This is a genomic window from Streptococcus sp. CL6.22 (assembly GCF_049738055.1).
In the GTDB taxonomy this organism is placed as follows: domain Bacteria; phylum Bacillota; class Bacilli; order Lactobacillales; family Streptococcaceae; genus Streptococcus; species Streptococcus mitis_DJ.
Genome location: NZ_JBKOTV010000004.1, coordinates 16,565 through 37,427 on the forward strand (window position 1 = coordinate 16,565; position 20,863 = coordinate 37,427).

The following is a 20,863-nucleotide window of genomic DNA, read 5'->3' on the forward strand; positions in this document are numbered from 1 at the left end:
GTATATCAGAAAATAAATTTTTGTCAACGATTTAAAACTAAATATAGTGGTCTATTTTTCTACTCAAGGTCTCAAAACACAACATGTAGTGTTTGTTTTGTAAAATAGTGATGATTATCCTACAAGTAGTTTTTTGGAAAACTATATCCTGTGTTTTGTTATCTAAAATAGAAGATTTTCAGCAAGTTATCTGAAAGGAAATCGAATAAATCCCATAAAATGCTTGAAAAAAATCCTAGAAGATGATATAATACCAAATTGTAAGGGTTATCACATATAACTCAAAAAAGAAAGAACAAAAGGAGAGTCAAACTATGGCTTCTAAAGATTTCCACGTAGTGGCAGAAACAGGTATTCACGCACGTCCAGCAACATTGTTGGTACAAACTGCAAGCAAATTTGCTTCAGATATCACTCTTGAGTATAAAGGTAAATCAGTTAACCTTAAATCAATCATGGGTGTTATGAGTCTTGGTGTTGGCCAAGGTGCTGACGTAACTATCTCAGCTGAAGGTGCAGATGCAGATGACGCTATCGCTGCAATCTCAGAAACAATGGAAAAAGAAGGATTGGCATAAGGAAAATGACAGAAATGCTTAAAGGAATCGCAGCATCTGATGGTGTTGCAGTTGCAAAAGCATATCTACTCGTTCAACCGGATTTGTCATTCGAGACTGTTTCAGTCGAAGATACAAACGCAGAAGAGGCTCGTTTGGATGTAGCTCTTGAAGCTTCTCAAAACGAGCTTTCTCTTATCCGTGAGAAAGCTGTAGGTACGCTTGGTGAAGAAGCGGCTCAAGTTTTTGACGCTCATTTGATGGTTCTTTCTGACCCAGAATTGATTGGTCAGATTAAAGAAACAATCCGTGCTAAGAAAGTCAATGCTGAAGCAGGTCTTAAAGAAGTGACTGACATGTTCATCACTATCTTTGAAGGTATGGAAGACAATCCATATATGCAAGAACGTGCAGCGGATATCCGCGACGTGACAAAACGTGTATTGGCAAATCTTCTTGGTAAAAAATTGCCAAACCCAGCTTCTATCAACGAAGAAGTAATCGTGATTGCGCATGACTTGACACCATCTGATACAGCTCAATTGGACAAAAACTTTGTAAAAGCTTTTGTAACTAACATCGGTGGACGTACAAGCCACTCAGCTATCATGGCACGTACACTTGAAATTGCAGCTGTATTGGGAACAAATAACATCACTGAAGTGGTGAAAGACGGTGATATCCTTGCCGTTAACGGAATTACTGGTGAAGTGATTATCAACCCAACAGATGAACAAGCGGCAGAATTTAAAGCAGCTGGTGAAGCTTATGCTAAACAAAAAGCTGAATGGGCCCTTTTGAAAGATGCTCAAACAGTGACTGCTGACGGTAAACACTTCGAGTTGGCTGCTAACATCGGTACTCCAAAAGACGTTGAAGGTGTTAACAACAACGGTGCAGAAGCTGTTGGACTTTACCGTACAGAGTTCTTGTACATGGATTCTCAAGACTTCCCAACTGAAGATGAGCAGTATGAAGCATACAAGGCTGTTCTTGAGGGAATGAATGGTAAACCAGTGGTTGTTCGTACGATGGATATCGGTGGAGATAAGGAACTTCCTTACTTCGATATGCCACATGAAATGAACCCATTCCTTGGATTCCGTGCTCTTCGTATCTCTATTTCTGAAACTGGAGATGCAATGTTCCGTACACAAATCCGTGCCCTTCTTCGTGCTTCTGTTCATGGTCAATTGCGTATCATGTTCCCAATGGTTGCCCTTTTGAAAGAATTCCGTGCAGCCAAAGCAGTTTATGAAGAAGAAAAAGCAAACCTTCTTTCTGAAGGAGTTGCAGTTGCGGATGACATCCAAGTTGGTATCATGATTGAAATCCCTGCAGCAGCAATGCTTGCAGACCAATTTGCAAAAGAAGTAGACTTCATGTCAATTGGAACAAACGACTTGATCCAATACTCAATGGCAGCAGACCGTATGAACGAGCAAGTTTCATACCTTTACCAACCATATAACCCATCAATCCTTCGCTTGATCAACAACGTTATCAAGGCAGCTCACGCTGAAGGTAAATGGGCTGGTATGTGTGGTGAGATGGCTGGTGACCAAAAAGCTGTTCCACTTCTTGTCGGAATGGGCTTGGATGAGTTCTCTATGTCAGCAACATCAGTCCTCCGTACACGTAGCTTGATGAAGAAATTGGACACTGCTAAGATGGAAGAGTACGCTAACCGTGCCCTTACAGAGTGTTCAACAATGGAAGAAGTTCTTGAACTTCAAAAAGAATACGTTAACTTTGATTAATGTCATTAACCTTGTAACCTAGTTGCAAGGTTTTTTGACGCATTTTGGGAAAGTATAGTCTAATAAACTCCACTTTTCAATGATGAAGAGGCATGATATAATAGGAGAAACAAATAGAATAAGAGAGAAATCATGTCTAAAGAAATTGATATTGAATATTACCACCAGCTAGCCTTACAAAAGCAGAAGGAGCATCGAAAAGTTTTAGCCAATTTAAAGAAAAAGCCACCAAAAAATCTAGATAAGATAGCCCAGCAGATTCACCAAGAAGTCTTTGCGGAGATTGATTGTACTGCCTGTGCCAACTGTTGCAAGACATTGGGACCTGACTTCAAGGAAGCAGACATCACTCGTATTGCTAAGTACTTTAAGATGAAATTACCAGCTTTTGAAGCGGAGTTTCTGCAGGTAGATGAAGATGGCGATAAGGTTTTTAAATCCATGCCTTGTCCCTTTCTAGGAGGAGATAATCTCTGTTCCATCTATGATGTTCGTCCAAAGGCCTGTCGTGAATTTCCCCATACAGACAGGAAAAAAATCCATCAAATCAACCATTTGACTATTAAGAATACCTTGACCTGTCCAGCAGCCTATCTCTTTGTTGAGAAATTAAAGGATAAGTTATAGAGATTTAAAGGATAAAAAATTTCTAATAATAACTAGTAATATGAAGGGAGAACTCTGTGCCTAGACCGAAAACAAAAGAGGAGCTAATGCTGGCCTCTAAGGAAAACTATGAAAAGCTCAATCGTTTCATCTCCCAACTAAGTGAAGATGAGCTACAGATTCCATTTGATTTTTCAAGAGACCCAAAGAAAAAAGAAGCTCACTGGAAAAGGGATAAAAATCTACGGGATGTCTTGATCCATCTTTATGAATGGCAGCAGTTACTTTTGACTTGGGTACATTCCAATCAAAAAGGTCACGAAAGACCTTTTCTCCCTGAATCTTATAATTGGAAAACTTATGGAGAAATGAATATCGCTTTTTGGAAGAAGCACCAGAAAACCTCCTTAGAAGAAGCGACTAGACTCCTAGAACAATCACATAGGGAGGTTTTAGAATTGATAGAAGTTTTTAGCAATGACGACCTCTTTACCAAAGGTGTCTATAAGTGGACCGGCGGAACAAGTCTAGGTTCCTACTTTGTCAGTAACACCTCCAGTCATTATGATTGGGCTCTGAAAAAACTCAAAGCTCATCGGAAGAATTGTAAGGGATAGATGGCCTATTTGAAATGGCAAGAATGAGTTCTTTTAAACGTAAGATAAAAACAAAGGGCCATCAAGTGATGTAGCCCTTTTGAGTTATACAATTAAATTACCATGCAAAAGCTGTCGTTGGAGCATTGAGCGCTTCTAACCACTGTTTATTTTTTACGGGGCAAAGAGTTACGGATATACCAGCCATATCTAGACTGGTCATAAATGTTCCTGATTTTATAAAGGTAATAGTGACTCCTTCAATTTCTAAGAGTTGAAGGAGATCATTGATAAATACGCCCATTTCTAAGTTGCTGGTAGTGCCTAGATTATTTACAAGCAATATAAATTGATCACCCTTTTTCCAATGATAGTGCAATCTTAATTTACTTATAATTTCATTTGCAAGGATTTCCGATGATTGGAATGGGACGATACGATAGCCTTCTTCGCCATGTATCCCAATACCATAGGAAATATTTCCTTCTTCCAAGTTAAATAGTGGAAGGGTGGCTTGGGGGAGACTAGCAGCTTTCGTTGCAAAGCCAATTGTTGCGATTTCGGGAGCAAGCTGATGACCTAAATCAGTTAGTTGCTCGATGTTGGCACCATTTTGAGCTGCAAATCCTAGGATTTTATGAAGTAAGATTGTCCCTGCAAGCCCTCTTCCTCTAATTTGAAATCTATTGTGAGGTTCAATTGAAATATCGTCGTGTGCTAGACTATAGCCGACCTTAATTCCTTCTTTTCTAGCAGTGTTAATGGCCCAGCTAAATTCTTTGGTGTCTGCTTCGAAATTTTTTACAATGATGAAGACACCGTGACCATTGTTTAAAAAACGAATGGACTCTAAGATTTCAGTTCTTGTAGGAGGAGTAAATAATTGGCCATAGATAGCAGCAGTAAGCATTCCTTCTCCCACATATCCAATATGCGCAGGTTCGTGACCGGAACCTCCACCCGACAATATTGGAACCTGATGAGGATTGCGATTTTTTTGATAGACTAGTGGTAAAGTAGGGTGTTTTTCTAATTCAGGATGACTGCTGACAGTTGCCGAAATGTAACTTGAAATAATTTTCTGTTTATGATTTGAAATAAATGTCATTGTGGTCTCTTTCCAATAATTGTCATGATTAGAAAGTCTGGTTGTGGAACTGGACTTTTTTTATTGACGTAAGCTTTCACGATTTCTGCTAGAGCGTGTGAATGATAGTCTAACAAAAAACAAGTATAAGCAGATGAATCGATATCAATCTGACCATATTCTCTTAAAATTTTTGATACAAGCAAGCGACAGTAGCTGATAAAGTGGTCATAGAAGTTATTTTGCCCTTGAATATCAAAAAGTTGAATATAAAAATCACGCTCTTGTTCGAAATAAAAAAATAATTCTTGTAATAGTTTTTGGCCTGAAATGAAGTCCAAGTTATTGGTGATATACTCGGTTAAGTCATTTTCAAATATCCAGTCTAGCAGTTCATATTTGTCAAGAAAGTGATTATAAAAGGTCTGTCTACGAATGCCAGCTGATTCCATGATATCTACAATGGAGATTTTGTCAAATTCTCTAGTAGCTAAAAGGTCTCTAAATGCCTTGGTAATCCGTTTTTTTGTAATAAGTGATGATGCCATAGGAAGCCTTTCTTTTACTTACTTCATTTTACCAAAAAAATGTTTTAAACGGGTTTAAAAGGGGACAAATAATAGAATCTGTCCCTTATCATCTAGCAATAAAAAATATATAATGAAAGCGAAAACAAAGATACATGCCGAAAGGAGTTTCTCATGAAAAAAATTATAAATGAACCGACACAAGTTGTTGATGAAATGTTGCAGGGATTGTCATTCATGCATGATGACTTGGTAGAACGCTTAGATGGTTTTGATGTCATCGTTAGAAAGGCAGAAAAGACAGGAAAAGTTGGACTCATTTCAGGTGGAGGTTCAGGACATGAACCAAGTCATGCTGGATTTGTAGGAGATGGAATGTTGTCTGCTGCCATTTGTGGAGCAGTCTTCACTTCACCTACTCCGGACCAAATTTTAGAAGCCATCAAGGCGGCTGATGAAGGTGCTGGAGTTTTCATGGTCATCAAGAACTATTCTGGGGACATCATGAATTTTGAAATTGCACAAGAACTTGCTGAAATGGAAGGTATTGATGTAGCAAGTGTTGTGGTTGATGATGATATCGCTGTTGAAAATAGTCTCTATACCCAAGGCCGTCGAGGTGTTGCAGGTACTATATTAGTCCATAAAATTTTGGGTGATGCGGCTCGTTCTGGTAAATCATTAGCTGAAATGAAGGACTTGGCCGACAAACTTGTCTTAGAAATTAAAACAATTGGCTTAGCTCTATCTGGCGCTACTGTTCCAGAAGTTGGGAAACCAGGTTTTGTTCTAGAAGATGATGAATTTGAATATGGAGTTGGTATTCACGGTGAGCCAGGATATAAAAAAGAGAAAATGCAACCTTCAGCACAATTGGCCTCAGAATTGGTTGAGAAACTATCTGAAGGTTTCCAACTTAAAGATGGTGAACGCTATGGCCTTCTCATCAATGGTTTAGGAAGCACTCCTCTTATGGAACAATACGTATTTGCAAATGATGTGGCTAAATTACTCCATGAAAAAGGTGTTGAGTTGGCATTTAAGAAAATTGGAAACTATATGACCTCAATCGATATGGCTGGTTTGTCATTAACATTGATTCGATTGGCAGATGATGAGTGGTTGGATGCTCTAAATGCACCTGTTACTACACCAGCTTGGTAAAACTCAAGGAGGAAATGTTTCATGAATGCTGAACAAGCTCTTGAATGGATGAAGCTTTTTAATAAAAAGATTCAAGAACAGAAAGATTATCTTAGTGAGCTAGACACTCCTATAGGAGATGGAGACCACGGTGGAAATATGGCGCGTGGCATGGCTGCAGTTATGGAGAACTTAGAAGGAAAGCAATTTGAGACCAGCAGTGATGTTTTTAAACTTGTCTCAATGCAACTACTGAGTAAGGTAGGCGGTGCTTCTGGTCCTTTGTATGGCTCTGCTTTTATGGGCATGGCCAAGGCTGATTCTCATTCTAAATTAGAAGAAATCTTACAAAGTGGTTTGGATATGATTATCAAACGTGGGAAAGCAGAAGTTGGAGAAAAGACAATGGTTGACGTTTGGACTCCTGTTATTGCTGCCTTGTCTGCAGGTCAATTGACTCAAGAGGTTATTGATAAGGTAGTGAATGCTACCAAAGATTTACTTGCAACTAAAGGAAGGGCATCTTATGTAGGAAAACGTTCTCTTGGCCATATTGATCCTGGGTCATTCTCATCAGGATTACTCTTTACTGCTCTTTTAGAAACTGGGGTGGTTTGATGGGAAGTATTGGTCTTGTTATCGTTTCACATTCCAAACACATTGCACAAGGTGTCGTTGAACTGATTAGTGAAGTAGCTAAAGATGTTCCGATTACTTATGTAGGAGGAACCGAAGATGGAGGAATTGGAACAAGTTTTGATCAAGTAGATAGGGTTGTTTCCGAAAATCCAGCAGATACTTTACTTGCCTTTTTTGACCTAGGTTCTGCTAAAATGAACTTAGAAATGGTGGCTGATTTCAGTGATAAAAGTATTATGATCAATAGGGTTCCAATTGTAGAAGGTGCCTATACTGCAGCAGCTCTTCTTCAGGCTGGTGCAGAACTGTCAGTTATTCAAACACAGTTGTCGGAGCTTGAAATCAATAAATAAGGAATCTTCCTATCATTCCTTTTATAGGTGAGTTATTGATTATCTCAACTATCAAATTTTAAGTAAATGATTTCAAAATCAGAAAGGGATTGCTTTGGGCAGTTCCTTTTTAATGTAAAAGGAGTGGAATCATAGCGTTTCTAAATTGTTAATACTCTTCGAAAATCAAATTCAAACCACGTCAACGTCGCCTTGCCGTACTCAAGTACAGCCTGCGGCTAGTTTCCTAGTTTGCTCTTTGATTTTCATTGAGTATAATAATTCAAAACTGATTGTGATGGGACTATTCTAACTTTAGAATTCTTCAAAAATTAAAATTTAAGGCAATCAATGGCTTAGAATAGTGCGAAAACATTTAGTTTATAGGAATTCTAGGTCTAGAATTGCATAGATATTTATGATGTTAGGGTGTTCGATAGTTAGGATTGTTCTATTCTGAAAGATTTGGGCTGTCAATTGTATAGAATAGTGATTTACCAATGAATTTTGAAAATTATAGGGGATAAAAAGAATCTTGATATTATTAGTTTCTTGCATTATAATGAGATTACGTACCGTTAGTATGTTAGAAGGGAGTTATAATGGCAAGGAATAGAAACTCACATGAAACTAGAAAAAAAATATTAGAAGTTTCGAAAGAGTTATTTTTAGAAAAAGGATTTGATAATACTTCAATACAAGATATAATCGATGGGTTAGGTGGATTGACGAAAGGTGTTATTTATCATCATTTCGAGTCTAAAGATGAAATATTGCAATCAATCATTAGCGAAAATAATCATGAAATTTTAAATTACAATTGGAGAGGAGATACTGCATTAGAAAAAATACAAAATTCTTTGATGGATGCGTTCTCTAATTTAGAACAACAAAGATTAGTATACTCTGTCTCAATTATGCTAAGAAGTCCACGTTTGTTAGGAGAGCAGTATTTAAGTTTATTTTCTGATTTTTTACCAGGGATTAGAGAAAAAATTTTCGAAGGTGTTAAAGATAAATCAATTAAAACAGAATATCCTGAAGAGCTAGCTGATTTGATTGTTTTAACTTTGAATATTTGGATTGGGTTCCAAATTTCTATTTATTCAGTAGAAGAATTAAAGAGTAAAATGAAGTTCATTAAACTAACTTTTGAAGGTTTGGGAGTGCAGTTGATTACTGATGAAATGATGGAAGTAATTTTCCAATTATTTGATCACTTAAAAGGTGTCAAATAAATTTTAAGTATTGATATTTTAAAAAATACCATACTCTAGATATGGTATTAAAAATTCTAGTATACATACCTTTAGTATGTATATTTTTTAGAATTAGACATACCGAAAGTATGTAAAGTGCTTTTTGAATAGTGTAATTAATATTAACAAAATTTTTTGGAGGAAAAATCTATGTTGTCGCTTATTAAAATTGAATTAAATAAAGTTTCAAAATCAAAATTATTTTTTGCTTGGTTGGGTACTATATTGATAATATTAGGTATTACAGGAATCATAATCATGGGGTTAGGTACTGATAATAAACTGGGAGATTTTGTTGGACAGAGTGCCAATAATATTAAAATTACTGATAAATGGGGAAGTTGGGCAATTGCAACATCATTGTTTGGATCTTTATTTACTAAAGCAGCATTTTTGATTTTTGAATCTTATTTATTGTCTGCGATTATTATTGATGAATTTAAACGAAGAACAATTTTTCAGCTGTTTTCCTACCCTGTTTCTAAAATAAAGTTACTATGGGGAAAAATGCTTACAGTAATTCTGATATCATTTATTGCTCATTTTACTGCACATTTAGTTATTCAATTATTAATTAAATTAGTAGCAGTTTTAACCGAATCGAATTATATTCCAATAGCTAATCAAATGATTAACTTAGCTGGAATTACGGTTGGAACAGTATTAATCGGAATACTACCTTTTGTTTTAGGTATGATTAGGCATTCAATAGCTATAACAATGCTTTCAGGACTTGGTTTAGCAGCGTTACTTTCGAATGTAAGTTCAGGTAGTTTAACTAATAATTTTGTTGATAACTTATTCTTCTTAATATTTGCTAGTTTCATAAGTTTAATAATTGTTTCATTTTCAATTTATACTATTTCAAGAAAAGATATTAATATCAAGTAGTATAGCTAAATTTAATGGAAAGAAAGTGCTAATTTTGTGATGATTTATTTAAACGAAGAGGCTGTATAAGTTGGTATTTATACTCCTGAAGAAAAATCCTTGCATTTAAAGCTAGATATAGAAAGAGAGATAGAAATGAGAAATATTGTTGAAGTAAAAGAAGTTTTTAAAACAATTGATAAAGAAGAAATTTTAAGTGGTATCAACCTTCAAATTGCTGAAGGAGAAATCTATGGTTTTTTAGGACCGAATGGTGCTGGAAAAACAACGTTAATGAAATGTATGTTATCCTTATCAACAATTACATCAGGTAGTATTGAGGTTTTTGGGAAAAATCTACAAGAACACAGAGAAGAAATCCTAAGTCAGGTTGGAAGTGTTATTGAAACACCAATTTTTTATGAAAACCTCACAGCAAAAGAAATTTTGGAAATTCACGCGCAATATATGAGGAAAAATATTACCGAATCAGATATAATAAGAGCCTTAAGGATGGTCGGATTAAAAAATACGACTAAAAAAGTAAAAGAGTTTTCGTTAGGAATGAGGCAAAGGCTTGGTTTAGCTCGTGCGTTTCTAACAAAACCTAAATTGTTAATTTTAGATGAACCAATCAATGGTTTAGATCCAATAGGAATTCAAGAAATTCGGAATCTTTTGTTGTCTCTTTCTAAGGAATGTGGTGTTACAATATTCATCTCAAGCCATATTTTATCGGAAATTTCACAGATAGCAGATAAGATTGGTGTTATCAAAAATGGAGAAATGCTAGAACAGGTCTCTATGAAAGAGATTAGGAGAGAGAATATTGACTTAGAAGAATATTTTATGTCACATTTTCTAAATGAAATTTAAGAATTATGAGGTAGATTAGGAATGAAACAATTGACAAAGTACCATAAGAAGTCTTTTTATACTTTCATGATTTTTAATATACTAGTTCCTTTAACTAATATTGCTTTTGCTTATTCTATTAAAATTATAATTGATAGTGGAATGTCCCAAAATAGGGAAGCTCTAACTCAAGCGATACTAATAGGTGCTATCGTAATATTTATCTATGCCAGTCTTAATTTTATATCCCTTCGATTAAGAAATAAACTTGTTAGGCAGATTATGTCAAGATACAAAAATAAGGTGTTTAAATCTATTTTAGATAGGGATTATAGAGAATTTTCTAAGGAAAAATCAGGGAAATTTATTTCAATATTAACTGAGAACATGAAGAAAATTGAGCAGGATTATTTGCACCAGTATTTTAATATTTCAAAAAATATTTCCTTAATGATTTTCTCACTAGTAGCCATGTTTATAGGTAATTGGTTTTTGACCTTATTAGTTATCATTGCTAGTATTATTCCAATGATGATATCAGGATTTATTGGGCAAAAATCAGCTTCACTTCAAAAAAAGAGCTATGATTGCCGATCAGAAGTATTTAGCTAAGGTTAAAGATATTTTAGCAGGGTTTCTAGTTATAAAGAGTTTTAATGTGAAAGAGGCTATCGGTCAAGATTACAAAAACGAAAGCGAAAAATTGGATGAGATATATTTCATCAAAGGGAAATTTGATGTTTTATCTAATGTTATTTCTCAACTTTCAGGGATGATTGTTTTTTTAGTAGCCTTTGGTGGAGGAATGTATCTGGTCTTCGGTGGGCATACCACAATTGGGAGTGTTACAGCTATTGTTCAACTAGTCAATTTTGTAGTAATGCCACTAAATGAAATTGGTATGGGAATGAGTAAATTACGTGAAGGTCAGGCTACACTGAATTCATTTGAGGTAAAAGATGTAATCGAACTTCAAACTGGTAAAACGAAAGAATATTTTGATGATGTCATTTCTTTTTCAAATGTAGATTTTTCCTACCCTAATGCTGAGGAAAAGATTTTTAATAATTTATCTTTACAGATCAAAAAGGGGGGGAAAATTGCAATAGTAGGTATGTCAGGTAGTGGAAAATCAACTTTACTCAATCTATTACTGCGTTTCTATGATGTAACAAGTGGGTATATCTCAATTGATAATCAAGATTTGCAAGCTATTTCAGCAGAGAGCCTTTATAACTTAATGACTATTGTTCAGCAAGATGTTTATATCTTTGATGATACTTTAAAAGCAAATATTACCCTTAGTCAATCCTTTACTGAAGATGATATAAAAAAAGCTGTACAGCAGTCTGGCTTAGAAAGTTATATTTTAGAAAATGAATTAGGTCTACAAACTTCATGTGGCGAGAATGGATCAAATCTATCTGGGGGAGAAAGACAGAGACTTAGTATTGCGCGTGCTTTAATTCGAAAAACACCAATCTTATTATTAGATGAGGCTACCTCGTCTTTAGATAATAAAGTTACTACTGAAATTGAAAATTCAATTTTAGAAATTCAAGATTTGACGGTTCTTGTTGTTACGCATAAGTTAAATAAGAGCATGTTGAAAAAATACGATAGAATTCTTTTTATGAAAAATGGAGTTATTGTTGAAGATGGTTCTTTTGATAACTTGATGGATAGGAAAGGTGAATTTTATAAATTGGTTGAGTTGAGTGTGTAATGCTACCAGAATAAAAAGAGGATGAAAATCTTTAATCTCAAGTTCTTTTTCAATAATATTATGGTTGTATAAACAAAGGAAATTTGAGAATTAAAAAGTAACTAAAAAAGAAGGCTAAATAATATTAAGCTGTAAAATACAACTCATCGAATATGATTAAATGGTAAGTATCAATTAAATTGAAAATTTTATAGTGTTATAATATAATTAAACCATAAGAGCAAGAAGGTTGTGATTAAAAAATAATCTTAGTATAGCTTATCTCTGACAAATATTTAGATTTTAGAGCTGTTTAATTTTAAGCAGTCATTATTTTTAAACATTAGGGGCTTCAAAGGAAAATATTTAAAATGAAACATTTTTTTGCAGGTATCGGAGAGTTAAAATTAGCTTTCTACATCTTATATGTTTTGCTAGGTCTAGCACCTTTATTTCACACTTACATAATAAATGCTGAAACAGGGATAGGAAAATCAGTTTTAACTATTATAGGGGTAGTCTCCGTATTTATGTTGACTATTGCTCGAATTTATAGAAGATTTTTCTATAATAAAAATAAACTTGACTAGAATAGTATGGATTAGTTAATCAATTGGAACGATTATTCTTTGTGATACTATACCACTTTTAAGTTTTTACATTAAACAGCCGACTGAAGTGAAAGTTGTTTATCTTAGAAAGGAAAATCTAAAATTGTCCTACAAATTTCTACTCTTCGACCTCGACCACACTTTGCTTGATTTTGATGCTGCTGAGGATGTGGCTTTGACGCAACTTCTAAAAGAAGAAGGAGTTGCAGATATTCAGGCTTATAAAGACTATTACGTTCCTATGAACAAATCTCTCTGGAAGGACTTGGAGCAAAAGAAAATCAGTAAACAAGAGCTGGTTAACACGCGCTTTTCTCGTTTATTTGCTCACTTTGGACAGGAAAAAGACGGTAGTTTTCTAGCCCAACATTACCAGTTTTACCTATCCCAGCAAGGGCAAGCTTTTTCAGGTGCTCATGAACTTTTAGATAGCCTCATCGAGCGTGATTATGACTTATATGCTGCGACAAATGGCATTACTGCTATTCAGACGGGACGTTTGGCTCAATCTGGTCTGGCACCTTATTTCAATCAAGTCTTTATCTCTGAACAATTGCAAACACAAAAGCCAGATGCTCTCTTTTATGAAAAGATTGGCCAACAGATTGCAGGTTTTAGTAAAGAAAAGACGCTGATGATTGGAGATTCTCTAACCGCCGACATTCAAGGTGGCAATAATGCGGGGATTGATACTATCTGGTACAACCCTCATCACCTAGAAAATCACACACAAGCCCAGCCAACCTACGAAGTCCATTCTTACCAATACTTGCTGGATTGTTTAGATAAACTGTAAAAAGTGGTTTAGAAAGCCACTTTTTGCTATAATAGAGGCAGTAAAAACGAAGGAGTTGGCTATGGAACACTCGTCTTGGCATGCTTTGATTAAGGAGCAATTACCTGAGGGTTATTTTGGGAAAATCAATCAGTTTATGGAGCAGGTCTATTCCCAAGGGACTATTTATCCACCCAAGGAAAAGGTTTTTCAGGCTCTATTGACTACACCGCTTGAAGAAGTTAAGGTGGTGATTCTAGGGCAAGATCCCTATCACGGGCCAGGTCAAGCGCAGGGCTTGAGTTTTTCTGTACCTGACTCTATCCCAGCTCCGCCATCCTTGCAAAATATCTTGAAAGAATTGTCAGATGACATCGGGGTTAAGAAATCCCATGATTTGACAGCTTGGGCTGAGCAAGGAGTCTTACTTCTTAATGCTTGTTTGACAGTTCCGGCTGGACGGGCTAATGGTCATGCTGGGCAGATATGGGAGCCTTTTACGGATGCTGTGATTCAGGTGGTCAATCATCTAGATAGACAAGTCGTTTTTGTACTCTGGGGAGCTTATGCACGCAAGAAGAAGGCCTTAGTTACCAATCCTCATCACTTGATTATCGAATCAGCCCATCCCAGTCCTTTGTCAGTTTATAGAGGATTTTGGGGTTCCAAGCCTTTTTCCAAGGCCAATGCATTCTTAAAAGAAACAGGACAAGAGCCAATCGATTGGCTTAGATAAGGAGAAAATATGCCTCAGTTAGCGACGATTTGCTACATTGATAACGGGAAAGAACTGCTCATGCTCCATCGTAATAAGAAGCCAAATGATGTCCATGAAGGGAAATGGATTGGTGTGGGTGGTAAGCTGGAGCGTGGTGAGACTCCACAGGAATGTGCAGCACGTGAAATCCTTGAAGAAACAGGACTCAAAGCCAAGCCAGTTCTAAAAGGTGTTATCACTTTTCCTGAATTCACACCAGATTTAGACTGGTACACCTATGTTTTTAAGGTGACGGAGTTTGAGGGGAATTTGATTGATTGCAATGAGGGGACGCTGGAATGGGTCCCCTATGACGAGGTTTTGAGTAAGCCGACTTGGGAAGGTGACCATACCTTTGTTGGGTGGCTTTTAGAAGATAAACCCTTCTTTTCAGCCAAGTTTGTTTATGATGGGGATAAATTGTTGGATACCCAAGTTGATTTTTATGAATAAAGGAGAAAGCAGATGCTACTAATCAAAAATGGTCGTGTTATGGATCCCAAGTCTGGTTTGGATCAAGTGTGTGATGTCTTGGTTGAAGATGGAAAGATTATCAAAATTGCGCCTGAAATTAAAGAAGAAGGCGCAGAAATCCTGGATGCCACAGGTCTTGTAGTTGCTCCTGGCTTGGTTGATATCCATGTTCATTTTCGTGAACCTGGTCAGACCCACAAGGAAGACATCCATACTGGTGCCCTAGCAGCCGCTGCAGGTGGTTTTACCACGGTTGTCATGATGGCTAATACTAGTCCAACCATTTCAGACGTGGAGACTTTGCAAGAAGTTCTCCAGTCAGCTGCCAAAGAGAAGATTAATGTTAAGACGGTTGCGACCATTACTAAGAATTTTAATGGGCAAGATTTGACTGACTTTAAAGCACTCTTAGAAGCTGGAGCTGTTGGTTTTTCTGATGACGGTATTCCGCTTGAGAGCAGTAAAGTTGTCAAGGAAGCCATGGAGGAAGCTAAAAAGCTTAATACCTTTATTAGTCTTCATGAGGAAGATCCAGGTTTGAACGGTGTTCTTGGCTTTAATGAAAATATCGCTAAAGAACATTTCCATATCTGCGGTGCGACTGGGGTGGCTGAGTACGCTATGATGGCGCGTGATGTCATGATTGCCTATGCAACTAAGGCACATGTTCACATCCAGCATTTGTCTAAGGAAGAAAGTGTTAAAGTAGTGGAGTTTGCTCAAGGATTGGGAGCGCAAGTAACAGCAGAAGTAGCGCCACAGCATTTCTCCAAGACAGAAGCGCTCCTTTTGACACAAGGAAGCAATGCTAAGATGAATCCGCCACTTCGTTTGGAATCAGACCGTCGTGCCGTGATTGAAGGTCTCAAGTCAGGTGTCATCACAGTTATCGCGACTGACCACGCGCCTCATCATGCAGATGAAAAAAATGTTGAGGATATTACCAAAGCGCCATCTGGTATGACAGGTTTGGAAACATCTCTTTCTCTCGGCTTGACCTATTTGGTAGAAGCTGGTGAGTTAAGCCTGATGGAATTGCTTGAAAAGATGACCTACAACCCAGCCAAACTTTACAACTTTGAAGCAGGTTACTTGGCTGAGAATGGTCCAGCAGATATCACTATTTTTGATGCTAAGGCTGACCGCCTTGTGGACTCCCATTTTGCTTCGAAAGCAGCTAATTCACCATTCATCGGTGAAACCTTAAAAGGGCAGGTTAAATATACCATCTGTAAGGGACAAATCGTCTATCAAAACTAGGGGGAGTCTGCTCTGTAAACAAAAAGAATAGAGAGCCTATATGTACCAAACCCATCATTTCAAAGACAAGTTTATCTTATTTTTAAAGATATTTTTCCCTATCCTGATTTATCAATTTGCCAATTATTCTGCATCCTTTGTTGATACGACTATGACAGGTCAATACAATACTATGGACTTGGCTGGTGTGTCTATGGCAACCAGTATCTGGAATCCTTTCTTTACTTTCCTAACAGGGATTGTTTCAGCTTTGGTGCCCATCATTGGTCACCATCTTGGTCGAGGCAAAAAGGAAGAAGTTGCATCCGATTTTTACCAGTTCATCTATTTGGCCTTGGGTCTATCTGTGGTCTTGCTGGGGATGGTGCTTTTCTTGGCACCACCAATCTTGAATCATATTGGACTAGAAGCACCGGTGGCGGCAGTAGCGGTTCGCTATCTTTGGTTTTTATCTATCGGAATTATCCCCCTGTTACTTTTTAGTGTCATTCGTTCCTTGCTGGATTCGCTGGGCTTGACCAAACTGTCCATGTATCTCATGCTTTTGTTACTCCCTCTCAATAGCGGATTTAACTATCTCTTGATTTACGGTGCCTTTGGTGTTCCAGAACTGGGAGGTGCTGGTGCTGGTTTAGGTACTTCCTTGGCCTACTGGGTCTTACTTGGGATTTCTGTTCTGGTTTTATTTAAACAGGAGAAGCTCAAAGCCTTACATCTTGAGAAACGCATTCCTCTTAATATGGATAAAATCAAGGAAGGAGTTCGTTTAGGTCTGCCAATTGGGGGAACTGTCTTCGCAGAAGTGGCTATTTTCTCCGTGGTTGGCTTGATTATGGCTAAGTTCTCGTCCTTGATTATCGCTAGTCACCAGTCAGCCATGAACTTTTCAAGTCTTATGTACGCCTTTCCTATGAGTATCTCATCAGCTATGGCTATTGTCGTTTCCTATGAAGTGGGAGCCAAGCGATTTGATGATGCAAAAACTTATATTGGTTTAGGAAGATGGACAGCCCTCATTTTTGCGGCCTTCACCTTATCTTTCCTTTACATTTTTAGGGGAAATGTGGCCAGTCTTTATGGTAACGACCCAGAATTTATCGATTTGACAGCGCGCTTTTTGACTTATAGTCTTTTCTTCCAATTAGCAGATACCTTTGCGGCACCGCTTCAGGGAATTTTACGGGGTTATAAGGATACAGTTATTCCTTTTTACCTTGGTTTGGTTGGCTATTGGGGAGTAGCAATCCCAGTGGCTATGGTATTTGATTCCCTAACAGATTTTGGAGCTTATTCTTACTGGATCGGCTTGATTATTAGTTTGGTTGTGAGTGGAGTTCTCTACCGTTGGCGTTTAACTGTGATTATGAAGAGATTTGAATCTTTAGAAAAATATAAACGCTAAAAAGTTTGTGAAAAAATATTCTTGATAAGGAAATCCCTTATTCCAATGGGGTTTTCTTTTTTATTTTGTGAAATTTTCTTTAGAAAAACTTTGACAGTATTTGTCAAAAACGGTAAAATAGTAAGGTAAGAAGAAACTTAGAAAGGCAAGAAGATGTCAATTTTAGATAAAAATCTTTTGCTAGAGATGTTCCGTAAGATGGAAGAAATCCGTCGTATGGACTTAAAAATTGCGCAATTAGTAAAGAAAGGGAAAGTGCCAGGAATGACGCACTTTTCTGTTGGAGAAGAGGCGGCTAACGTGGGTGCTATGTTGGCTCTCAATCCAGATGATCTAATTACCTCAAACCACCGTGGTCACGGACAAGCTATTGCCAAAGGGATTGACCTCAATGGAATGATGGCTGAAATCCTCGGTAAATACACTGGAACCTGTAAAGGTAAAGGTGGTTCTATGCATATTGCCGACCTTGATGCTGGTAACCTTGGTGCCAATGGTATCGTAGGTGGTGGTATGGGAATCGCTGTTGGTGCAGCCCTCAGTCAGCAAATGCAACATACTGGAAAAATCGTTGTCTGCTTCTTTGGAGATGGTGCGACCAACGAAGGTGTTTTCCACGAAGCAGTGAACATGGCTTCTATCTGGAACCTGCCAGTTATTTTCTACTGCATCAACAACGGTTACGGTATCTCTGCGGATATCAAGAAAATGACCAATGTCGAACATATCCATCAACGTAGCGCCGCTTATGGAATTCCTGGAATGTTCATCGAAGACGGTAACAATGTCATCGACGTCTATGAAGGATTTAAGAAAGCTGTAGATCATGTTCGCAGTGGTAATGGTCCAGTCTTGATTGAAAGTGTTACTTATCGCTGGCTTGGTCACTCATCATCTGACCCTGGTAAATATCGTACACGTGAAGAAGTCGAATTGTGGAAACAAAAAGACCCAATCGAAAACCTTCGCAAGTACCTCATTGAAAATAACATTGCAAGTGTCGAAGAATTGGAAGAAATCCAAGCGCAAGTCAAGGAAGCAGTAGAAGCTTCTGTTAAATTTGCAGAGGAAAGTCCATTCCCACCGCTTGAATCAGCATTTGAAGATATTTACGCAGACTAAGGAGAAAGAGATAAAATGGAAACAAAAACAATGTCCTTCCGTGACACCATTATCCTTGCTATGTCTGAGGAAATGCGTCGCGATGAAAATGTGTTCTTGATGGGAGAAGACGTCGGTGTCTTCGGAGGAGACTTCGGAACTTCTGTTGGAATGCTTGAAGAATTTGGTCCAGAACGTGTTCGTGACTGTCCTATTTCTGAAGCTGCCATCTCTGGAGCAGCAGCCGGAGCAGCCATGACAGGACTTCGTCCCATCGTCGATATGACCTTCATGGACTTCTCGGTTATTGCCATGGACAATATCGTCAACCAAGCTGCTAAAACACGCTATATGTTTGGTGGGAAAGGTCAGGTTCCAATGACTGTTCGTTGTGCAGCTGGTAACGGAGTTGGTTCTGCAGCCCAGCATTCACAATCTCTAGAGTCTTGGTTCACTCATATCCCAGGACTTAAGGTTGTAGCACCAGGTACGCCTGCGGACATGAAAGGATTGCTTAAGTCTTCTATCCGTGATAACAACCCTGTTATTATCCTTGAGTACAAGTCAGAATTTAACCAAAAAGGGGAAGTACCAGTTGATCCAGACTATACGATTCCACTTGGAGTTGGGGAAATCAAACGTGAAGGTACGGATGTAACAGTTGTTACTTATGGAAAAATGCTTCGCCGTGTGGTTCAAGCAGCTGAAGAATTAGCAGAAGAAGGAATTTCTGTTGAGATTGTTGACCCACGCACCCTTGTTCCGCTTGATAAGGAGATCATCATTAACTCAGTTAAGAAGACTGGTAAAGTTGTTCTGGTTAACGATGCCCATAAAACAAGCGGCTATATCGGAGAGATTTCAGCTATTATTTCAGAATCGGAAGCATTTGACTATCTAGATGCACCAATCCGTCGTTGCGCAGGAGAAGATGTGCCAATGCCTTATGCACAAAACCTAGAAAATGCAATGATTCCAACCGTTGAAAGCATCAAAGATGCCATCCGTAAAACATATAATAAAGAATAGAATTACATAAGATAAGTTATGTAAAATAACGGTTGTTTTTAACTTTAGTAACTTGAGATATGTATTGTACCCAAGTTATTTGTAAAGTTGTGACAGTTTTTTGACGAATCAATAATATTCGATAAAAAACTTAGTAAGTCTACTAGGTTGGTCGCCTAATAGCGGCAACCGTAGCAACTTGAGATACGTGTTGTATCCAAGTTGCTTGTAGAGTTGAGCACGGGCTAAAAGCTCTGAAAAAAGATAAATCTCCTTGGCTTCATCGAAGCCATCATCGATTTCCTATTTTTCAGTCGCTTTTAACGCCCTTTGTATCATTTAATTGAACTCGGGCTAAAGTCTGTGTGAAAAAGATAAACTTTCCTAGAAACTAAAGTTTCTTCGTCAAGTTTCCTATTTTCACTTTGACTTTTGACGCCCTTAGTATCTTATAATAGAATTGGAGAGGTCATGGCTGATGACAAGTTAAGAGCGACTCCTGCAGCTAGAAAGTTAGCGGATGATCTAGGGATCAACCTTTACGACGTTTCTGGCTCAGGTGCAAACGGTCGTGTCCACAAAGAAGACGTGGAAACTTATAAAGACACAAATGTGGTTCGCATTTCGCCACTTGCAAAACGAATTGCCCTCGAACATAACATTGCTTGGCAGGAAATCCAAGGAACTGGTCATCGTGGTAAAATCATGAAGAAGGATGTTTTGGCCCTGCTTCCTGAAAATATCGAAAACGATACCATCAAGTCTCCTGCTCAGATTGAAAAAGTGGAAGAAGTTCCTGATAATGTAACACCATACGGTGAAATCGAGCGTATTCCAATGACACCAATGCGTAAGGTTATTGCCCAACGCATGGTTGAATCTTACCTAACTGCGCCAACCTTCACGCTCAACTATGAAGTTGATATGACTGAAATGTTGGCTCTTCGTAAGAAGGTTCTTGAGCCAATCATGGAAGCAACTGGGAAGAAGACCACTGTAACAGATCTTCTTTCACTTGCTGTTGTTAAGACTCTTATGAAACACCCTTTCATCAACGCTTCATTGACTGAAGATGGCAAGACTATTATCACTCACAACTATGTCAACCTTGCGATGGCAGTTGGGATGGATAATGGATTGATGACTCCTGTTGTTTACAATGCTGAGAAGATGAGTCTTTCTGAACTGGTTGTAGCCTTTAAGGATGTTATTGGCCGTACCTTGGATGGTAAATTAGCTCCAAGCGAACTGCAAAATTCAACATTTACTATCAGTAACTTGGGAATGTTTGGTGTTCAGTCCTTTGGTCCTATTATTAACCAACCAAACTCAGCTATTCTTGGTGTCAGTTCGACTATTGAGAAGCCAGTTGTCGTCAATGGTGAGATTGTCATTCGTCCAATCATGAGTCTTGGTTTAACAATTGACCACCGTGTTGTAGATGGTATGGCAGGTGCTAAGTTTATGAAAGACTTGAAAGAATTGATTGAAAATCCAATCTCAATGTTGATTTAAGAACAAGAGGATTCATTTTAAAGA

At 37.7% G+C, this 20,863-nt stretch carries 21 protein-coding genes and 1 pseudogene; 20 read left to right on the forward strand and 2 right to left on the reverse strand.

The features are described 5' to 3' along the window. Positions 1-314 precede the first annotated feature (314 nt). The 4 genes from ACLNCW_RS02640 (at position 315) to ACLNCW_RS02655 (ending at position 3,540) form a co-directional block, all read left to right on the forward strand. A complete protein-coding gene (locus tag ACLNCW_RS02640) occupies positions 315-578 on the forward strand; it encodes a phosphocarrier protein HPr (protein WP_000146947.1) in 264 nt (87 codons plus the stop codon). A 5-nt stretch (positions 579-583) separates the two neighbouring features. Continuing rightward, complete coding sequence (ptsP, locus tag ACLNCW_RS02645; protein ID WP_125410034.1) at positions 584-2,317, forward strand: phosphoenolpyruvate--protein phosphotransferase; 1,734 nt, start codon at positions 584-586, stop codon at positions 2,315-2,317. A 132-nt stretch (positions 2,318-2,449) separates the two neighbouring features. Continuing rightward, positions 2,450-2,944, forward strand: a complete 495-nt coding sequence (locus ACLNCW_RS02650; protein WP_000031476.1) for a YkgJ family cysteine cluster protein — start codon at positions 2,450-2,452, stop codon at positions 2,942-2,944. A 56-nt stretch (positions 2,945-3,000) separates the two neighbouring features. Further along, positions 3,001-3,540, forward strand: a complete 540-nt coding sequence (locus ACLNCW_RS02655; protein WP_424845320.1) for a ClbS/DfsB family four-helix bundle protein — start codon at positions 3,001-3,003, stop codon at positions 3,538-3,540. Between the two features lie 97 nt (positions 3,541-3,637). Here ACLNCW_RS02655 and dhaQ read toward each other — a convergent pair whose 3' ends face one another. Next, positions 3,638-4,627 (reverse strand): DhaKLM operon coactivator DhaQ, encoded by a 990-nt coding sequence (gene dhaQ, locus ACLNCW_RS02660; protein WP_424845321.1) that lies wholly within the window; start codon positions 4,625-4,627, stop codon positions 3,638-3,640. Continuing rightward, positions 4,624-5,154, reverse strand: coding sequence for a dihydroxyacetone kinase transcriptional activator DhaS (dhaS, locus tag ACLNCW_RS02665; RefSeq protein ID WP_000168615.1), 531 nt, complete (start codon positions 5,152-5,154; stop codon positions 4,624-4,626). The genes dhaQ and dhaS overlap by 4 nt, the downstream gene beginning before the upstream one ends. 153 nt (positions 5,155-5,307) lie before the next feature. On the opposite strand from dhaS, the gene dhaK reads away from it, so the two are divergent. The 16 genes and pseudogenes from dhaK (at position 5,308) to ACLNCW_RS02745 (ending at position 20,839) form a co-directional block, all read left to right on the forward strand. After that, a complete protein-coding gene (gene dhaK, locus ACLNCW_RS02670; protein WP_424845322.1) occupies positions 5,308-6,297 on the forward strand; it encodes a dihydroxyacetone kinase subunit DhaK in 990 nt (329 codons plus the stop codon). A gap of 21 nt (positions 6,298-6,318) precedes the next feature. After that, positions 6,319-6,894 (forward strand): dihydroxyacetone kinase subunit DhaL, encoded by a 576-nt coding sequence (gene dhaL, locus ACLNCW_RS02675; RefSeq protein WP_247942013.1) that lies wholly within the window; start codon positions 6,319-6,321, stop codon positions 6,892-6,894. After that, positions 6,894-7,268, forward strand: a complete 375-nt coding sequence (gene dhaM / locus ACLNCW_RS02680; RefSeq protein WP_023942554.1) for a dihydroxyacetone kinase phosphoryl donor subunit DhaM — start codon at positions 6,894-6,896, stop codon at positions 7,266-7,268. The genes dhaL and dhaM overlap by 1 nt, the downstream gene beginning before the upstream one ends. Positions 7,269-7,849: 581 nt before the next feature. After that, entirely contained in the window at positions 7,850-8,485 is a 636-nt protein-coding gene (locus tag ACLNCW_RS02685; RefSeq protein WP_084924468.1) for a TetR/AcrR family transcriptional regulator, read from the forward strand. 171 nt (positions 8,486-8,656) lie between these two features. Next, positions 8,657-9,397: an ABC transporter permease gene (locus ACLNCW_RS02690; RefSeq protein ID WP_084924466.1), complete on the forward strand. Its 741-nt coding sequence runs from the start codon at positions 8,657-8,659 to the stop codon at positions 9,395-9,397. Positions 9,398-9,532: 135 nt separating this feature from the next. Continuing rightward, the gene (locus tag ACLNCW_RS02695; protein WP_424845323.1) at positions 9,533-10,252 is read left to right on the forward strand and encodes an ABC transporter ATP-binding protein; all 720 of its coding nucleotides are present in this window, start codon (positions 9,533-9,535) and stop codon (positions 10,250-10,252) included. Between the two features lie 21 nt (positions 10,253-10,273). Then, a pseudogene (locus ACLNCW_RS02700) lies at positions 10,274-11,957 on the forward strand (ABC transporter ATP-binding protein). Between the two features lie 350 nt (positions 11,958-12,307). Then, on the forward strand, positions 12,308-12,526 hold the full coding sequence (locus ACLNCW_RS02705) for a hypothetical protein (protein WP_424845324.1): 219 nt from the start codon (positions 12,308-12,310) through the stop codon (positions 12,524-12,526). 124 nt (positions 12,527-12,650) lie between these two features. After that, entirely contained in the window at positions 12,651-13,343 is a 693-nt protein-coding gene (locus tag ACLNCW_RS02710; RefSeq protein WP_314847791.1) for a YjjG family noncanonical pyrimidine nucleotidase, read from the forward strand. Positions 13,344-13,404: 61 nt separating this feature from the next. Further along, positions 13,405-14,058 (forward strand): uracil-DNA glycosylase, encoded by a 654-nt coding sequence (locus ACLNCW_RS02715; RefSeq protein ID WP_424845325.1) that lies wholly within the window; start codon positions 13,405-13,407, stop codon positions 14,056-14,058. Positions 14,059-14,067: 9 nt separating this feature from the next. Continuing rightward, positions 14,068-14,532 (forward strand): NUDIX hydrolase, encoded by a 465-nt coding sequence (locus ACLNCW_RS02720; protein WP_001135778.1) that lies wholly within the window; start codon positions 14,068-14,070, stop codon positions 14,530-14,532. A 12-nt stretch (positions 14,533-14,544) separates the two neighbouring features. Then, complete coding sequence (locus ACLNCW_RS02725; RefSeq protein ID WP_203175442.1) at positions 14,545-15,813, forward strand: dihydroorotase; 1,269 nt, start codon at positions 14,545-14,547, stop codon at positions 15,811-15,813. A gap of 40 nt (positions 15,814-15,853) precedes the next feature. Further along, on the forward strand, positions 15,854-17,215 hold the full coding sequence (gene pdrM, locus ACLNCW_RS02730) for a sodium-coupled multidrug efflux MATE transporter PdrM (RefSeq protein WP_024057035.1): 1,362 nt from the start codon (positions 15,854-15,856) through the stop codon (positions 17,213-17,215). Positions 17,216-17,368: 153 nt separating this feature from the next. Further along, positions 17,369-18,337, forward strand: coding sequence for a thiamine pyrophosphate-dependent dehydrogenase E1 component subunit alpha (locus ACLNCW_RS02735; RefSeq protein ID WP_424845326.1), 969 nt, complete (start codon positions 17,369-17,371; stop codon positions 18,335-18,337). A 15-nt stretch (positions 18,338-18,352) separates the two neighbouring features. Beyond that, positions 18,353-19,345: an alpha-ketoacid dehydrogenase subunit beta gene (locus ACLNCW_RS02740; protein ID WP_000448715.1), complete on the forward strand. Its 993-nt coding sequence runs from the start codon at positions 18,353-18,355 to the stop codon at positions 19,343-19,345. A 450-nt stretch (positions 19,346-19,795) separates the two neighbouring features. Beyond that, positions 19,796-20,839, forward strand: coding sequence for a dihydrolipoamide acetyltransferase (locus tag ACLNCW_RS02745; protein WP_023948181.1), 1,044 nt, complete (start codon positions 19,796-19,798; stop codon positions 20,837-20,839). Positions 20,840-20,863 lie beyond the last annotated feature (24 nt).

Excerpts from the sequence above, each read along its gene's own strand:
- dhaM (WP_023942554.1), top strand. The coding sequence starts at position 6,894 with ATGGGAAGTATTGGTCTTGTTATCGTTTCACATTCCAAACACATTGCA.
- ptsP (WP_125410034.1), top strand. The coding sequence starts at position 584 with ATGACAGAAATGCTTAAAGGAATCGCAGCATCTGATGGTGTTGCAGTT.
- dhaQ (WP_424845321.1), bottom strand. The coding sequence starts at position 4,627 with ATGACATTTATTTCAAATCATAAACAGAAAATTATTTCAAGTTACATT.
- dhaK (WP_424845322.1), top strand. The coding sequence starts at position 5,308 with ATGAAAAAAATTATAAATGAACCGACACAAGTTGTTGATGAAATGTTG.
- dhaL (WP_247942013.1), top strand. The coding sequence starts at position 6,319 with ATGAATGCTGAACAAGCTCTTGAATGGATGAAGCTTTTTAATAAAAAG.
- ACLNCW_RS02740 (WP_000448715.1), top strand. The coding sequence starts at position 18,353 with ATGGAAACAAAAACAATGTCCTTCCGTGACACCATTATCCTTGCTATG.
- ACLNCW_RS02745 (WP_023948181.1), top strand. The coding sequence starts at position 19,796 with ATGGCTGATGACAAGTTAAGAGCGACTCCTGCAGCTAGAAAGTTAGCG.
- ACLNCW_RS02690 (WP_084924466.1), top strand. The coding sequence starts at position 8,657 with ATGTTGTCGCTTATTAAAATTGAATTAAATAAAGTTTCAAAATCAAAA.
- ACLNCW_RS02640 (WP_000146947.1), top strand. The coding sequence starts at position 315 with ATGGCTTCTAAAGATTTCCACGTAGTGGCAGAAACAGGTATTCACGCA.
- ACLNCW_RS02725 (WP_203175442.1), top strand. The coding sequence starts at position 14,545 with ATGCTACTAATCAAAAATGGTCGTGTTATGGATCCCAAGTCTGGTTTG.
- dhaS (WP_000168615.1), bottom strand. The coding sequence starts at position 5,154 with ATGGCATCATCACTTATTACAAAAAAACGGATTACCAAGGCATTTAGA.
- pdrM (WP_024057035.1), top strand. The coding sequence starts at position 15,854 with ATGTACCAAACCCATCATTTCAAAGACAAGTTTATCTTATTTTTAAAG.
- ACLNCW_RS02715 (WP_424845325.1), top strand. The coding sequence starts at position 13,405 with ATGGAACACTCGTCTTGGCATGCTTTGATTAAGGAGCAATTACCTGAG.
- ACLNCW_RS02705 (WP_424845324.1), top strand. The coding sequence starts at position 12,308 with ATGAAACATTTTTTTGCAGGTATCGGAGAGTTAAAATTAGCTTTCTAC.
- ACLNCW_RS02685 (WP_084924468.1), top strand. The coding sequence starts at position 7,850 with ATGGCAAGGAATAGAAACTCACATGAAACTAGAAAAAAAATATTAGAA.
- ACLNCW_RS02695 (WP_424845323.1), top strand. The coding sequence starts at position 9,533 with ATGAGAAATATTGTTGAAGTAAAAGAAGTTTTTAAAACAATTGATAAA.
- ACLNCW_RS02735 (WP_424845326.1), top strand. The coding sequence starts at position 17,369 with ATGTCAATTTTAGATAAAAATCTTTTGCTAGAGATGTTCCGTAAGATG.
- ACLNCW_RS02720 (WP_001135778.1), top strand. The coding sequence starts at position 14,068 with ATGCCTCAGTTAGCGACGATTTGCTACATTGATAACGGGAAAGAACTG.
- ACLNCW_RS02650 (WP_000031476.1), top strand. The coding sequence starts at position 2,450 with ATGTCTAAAGAAATTGATATTGAATATTACCACCAGCTAGCCTTACAA.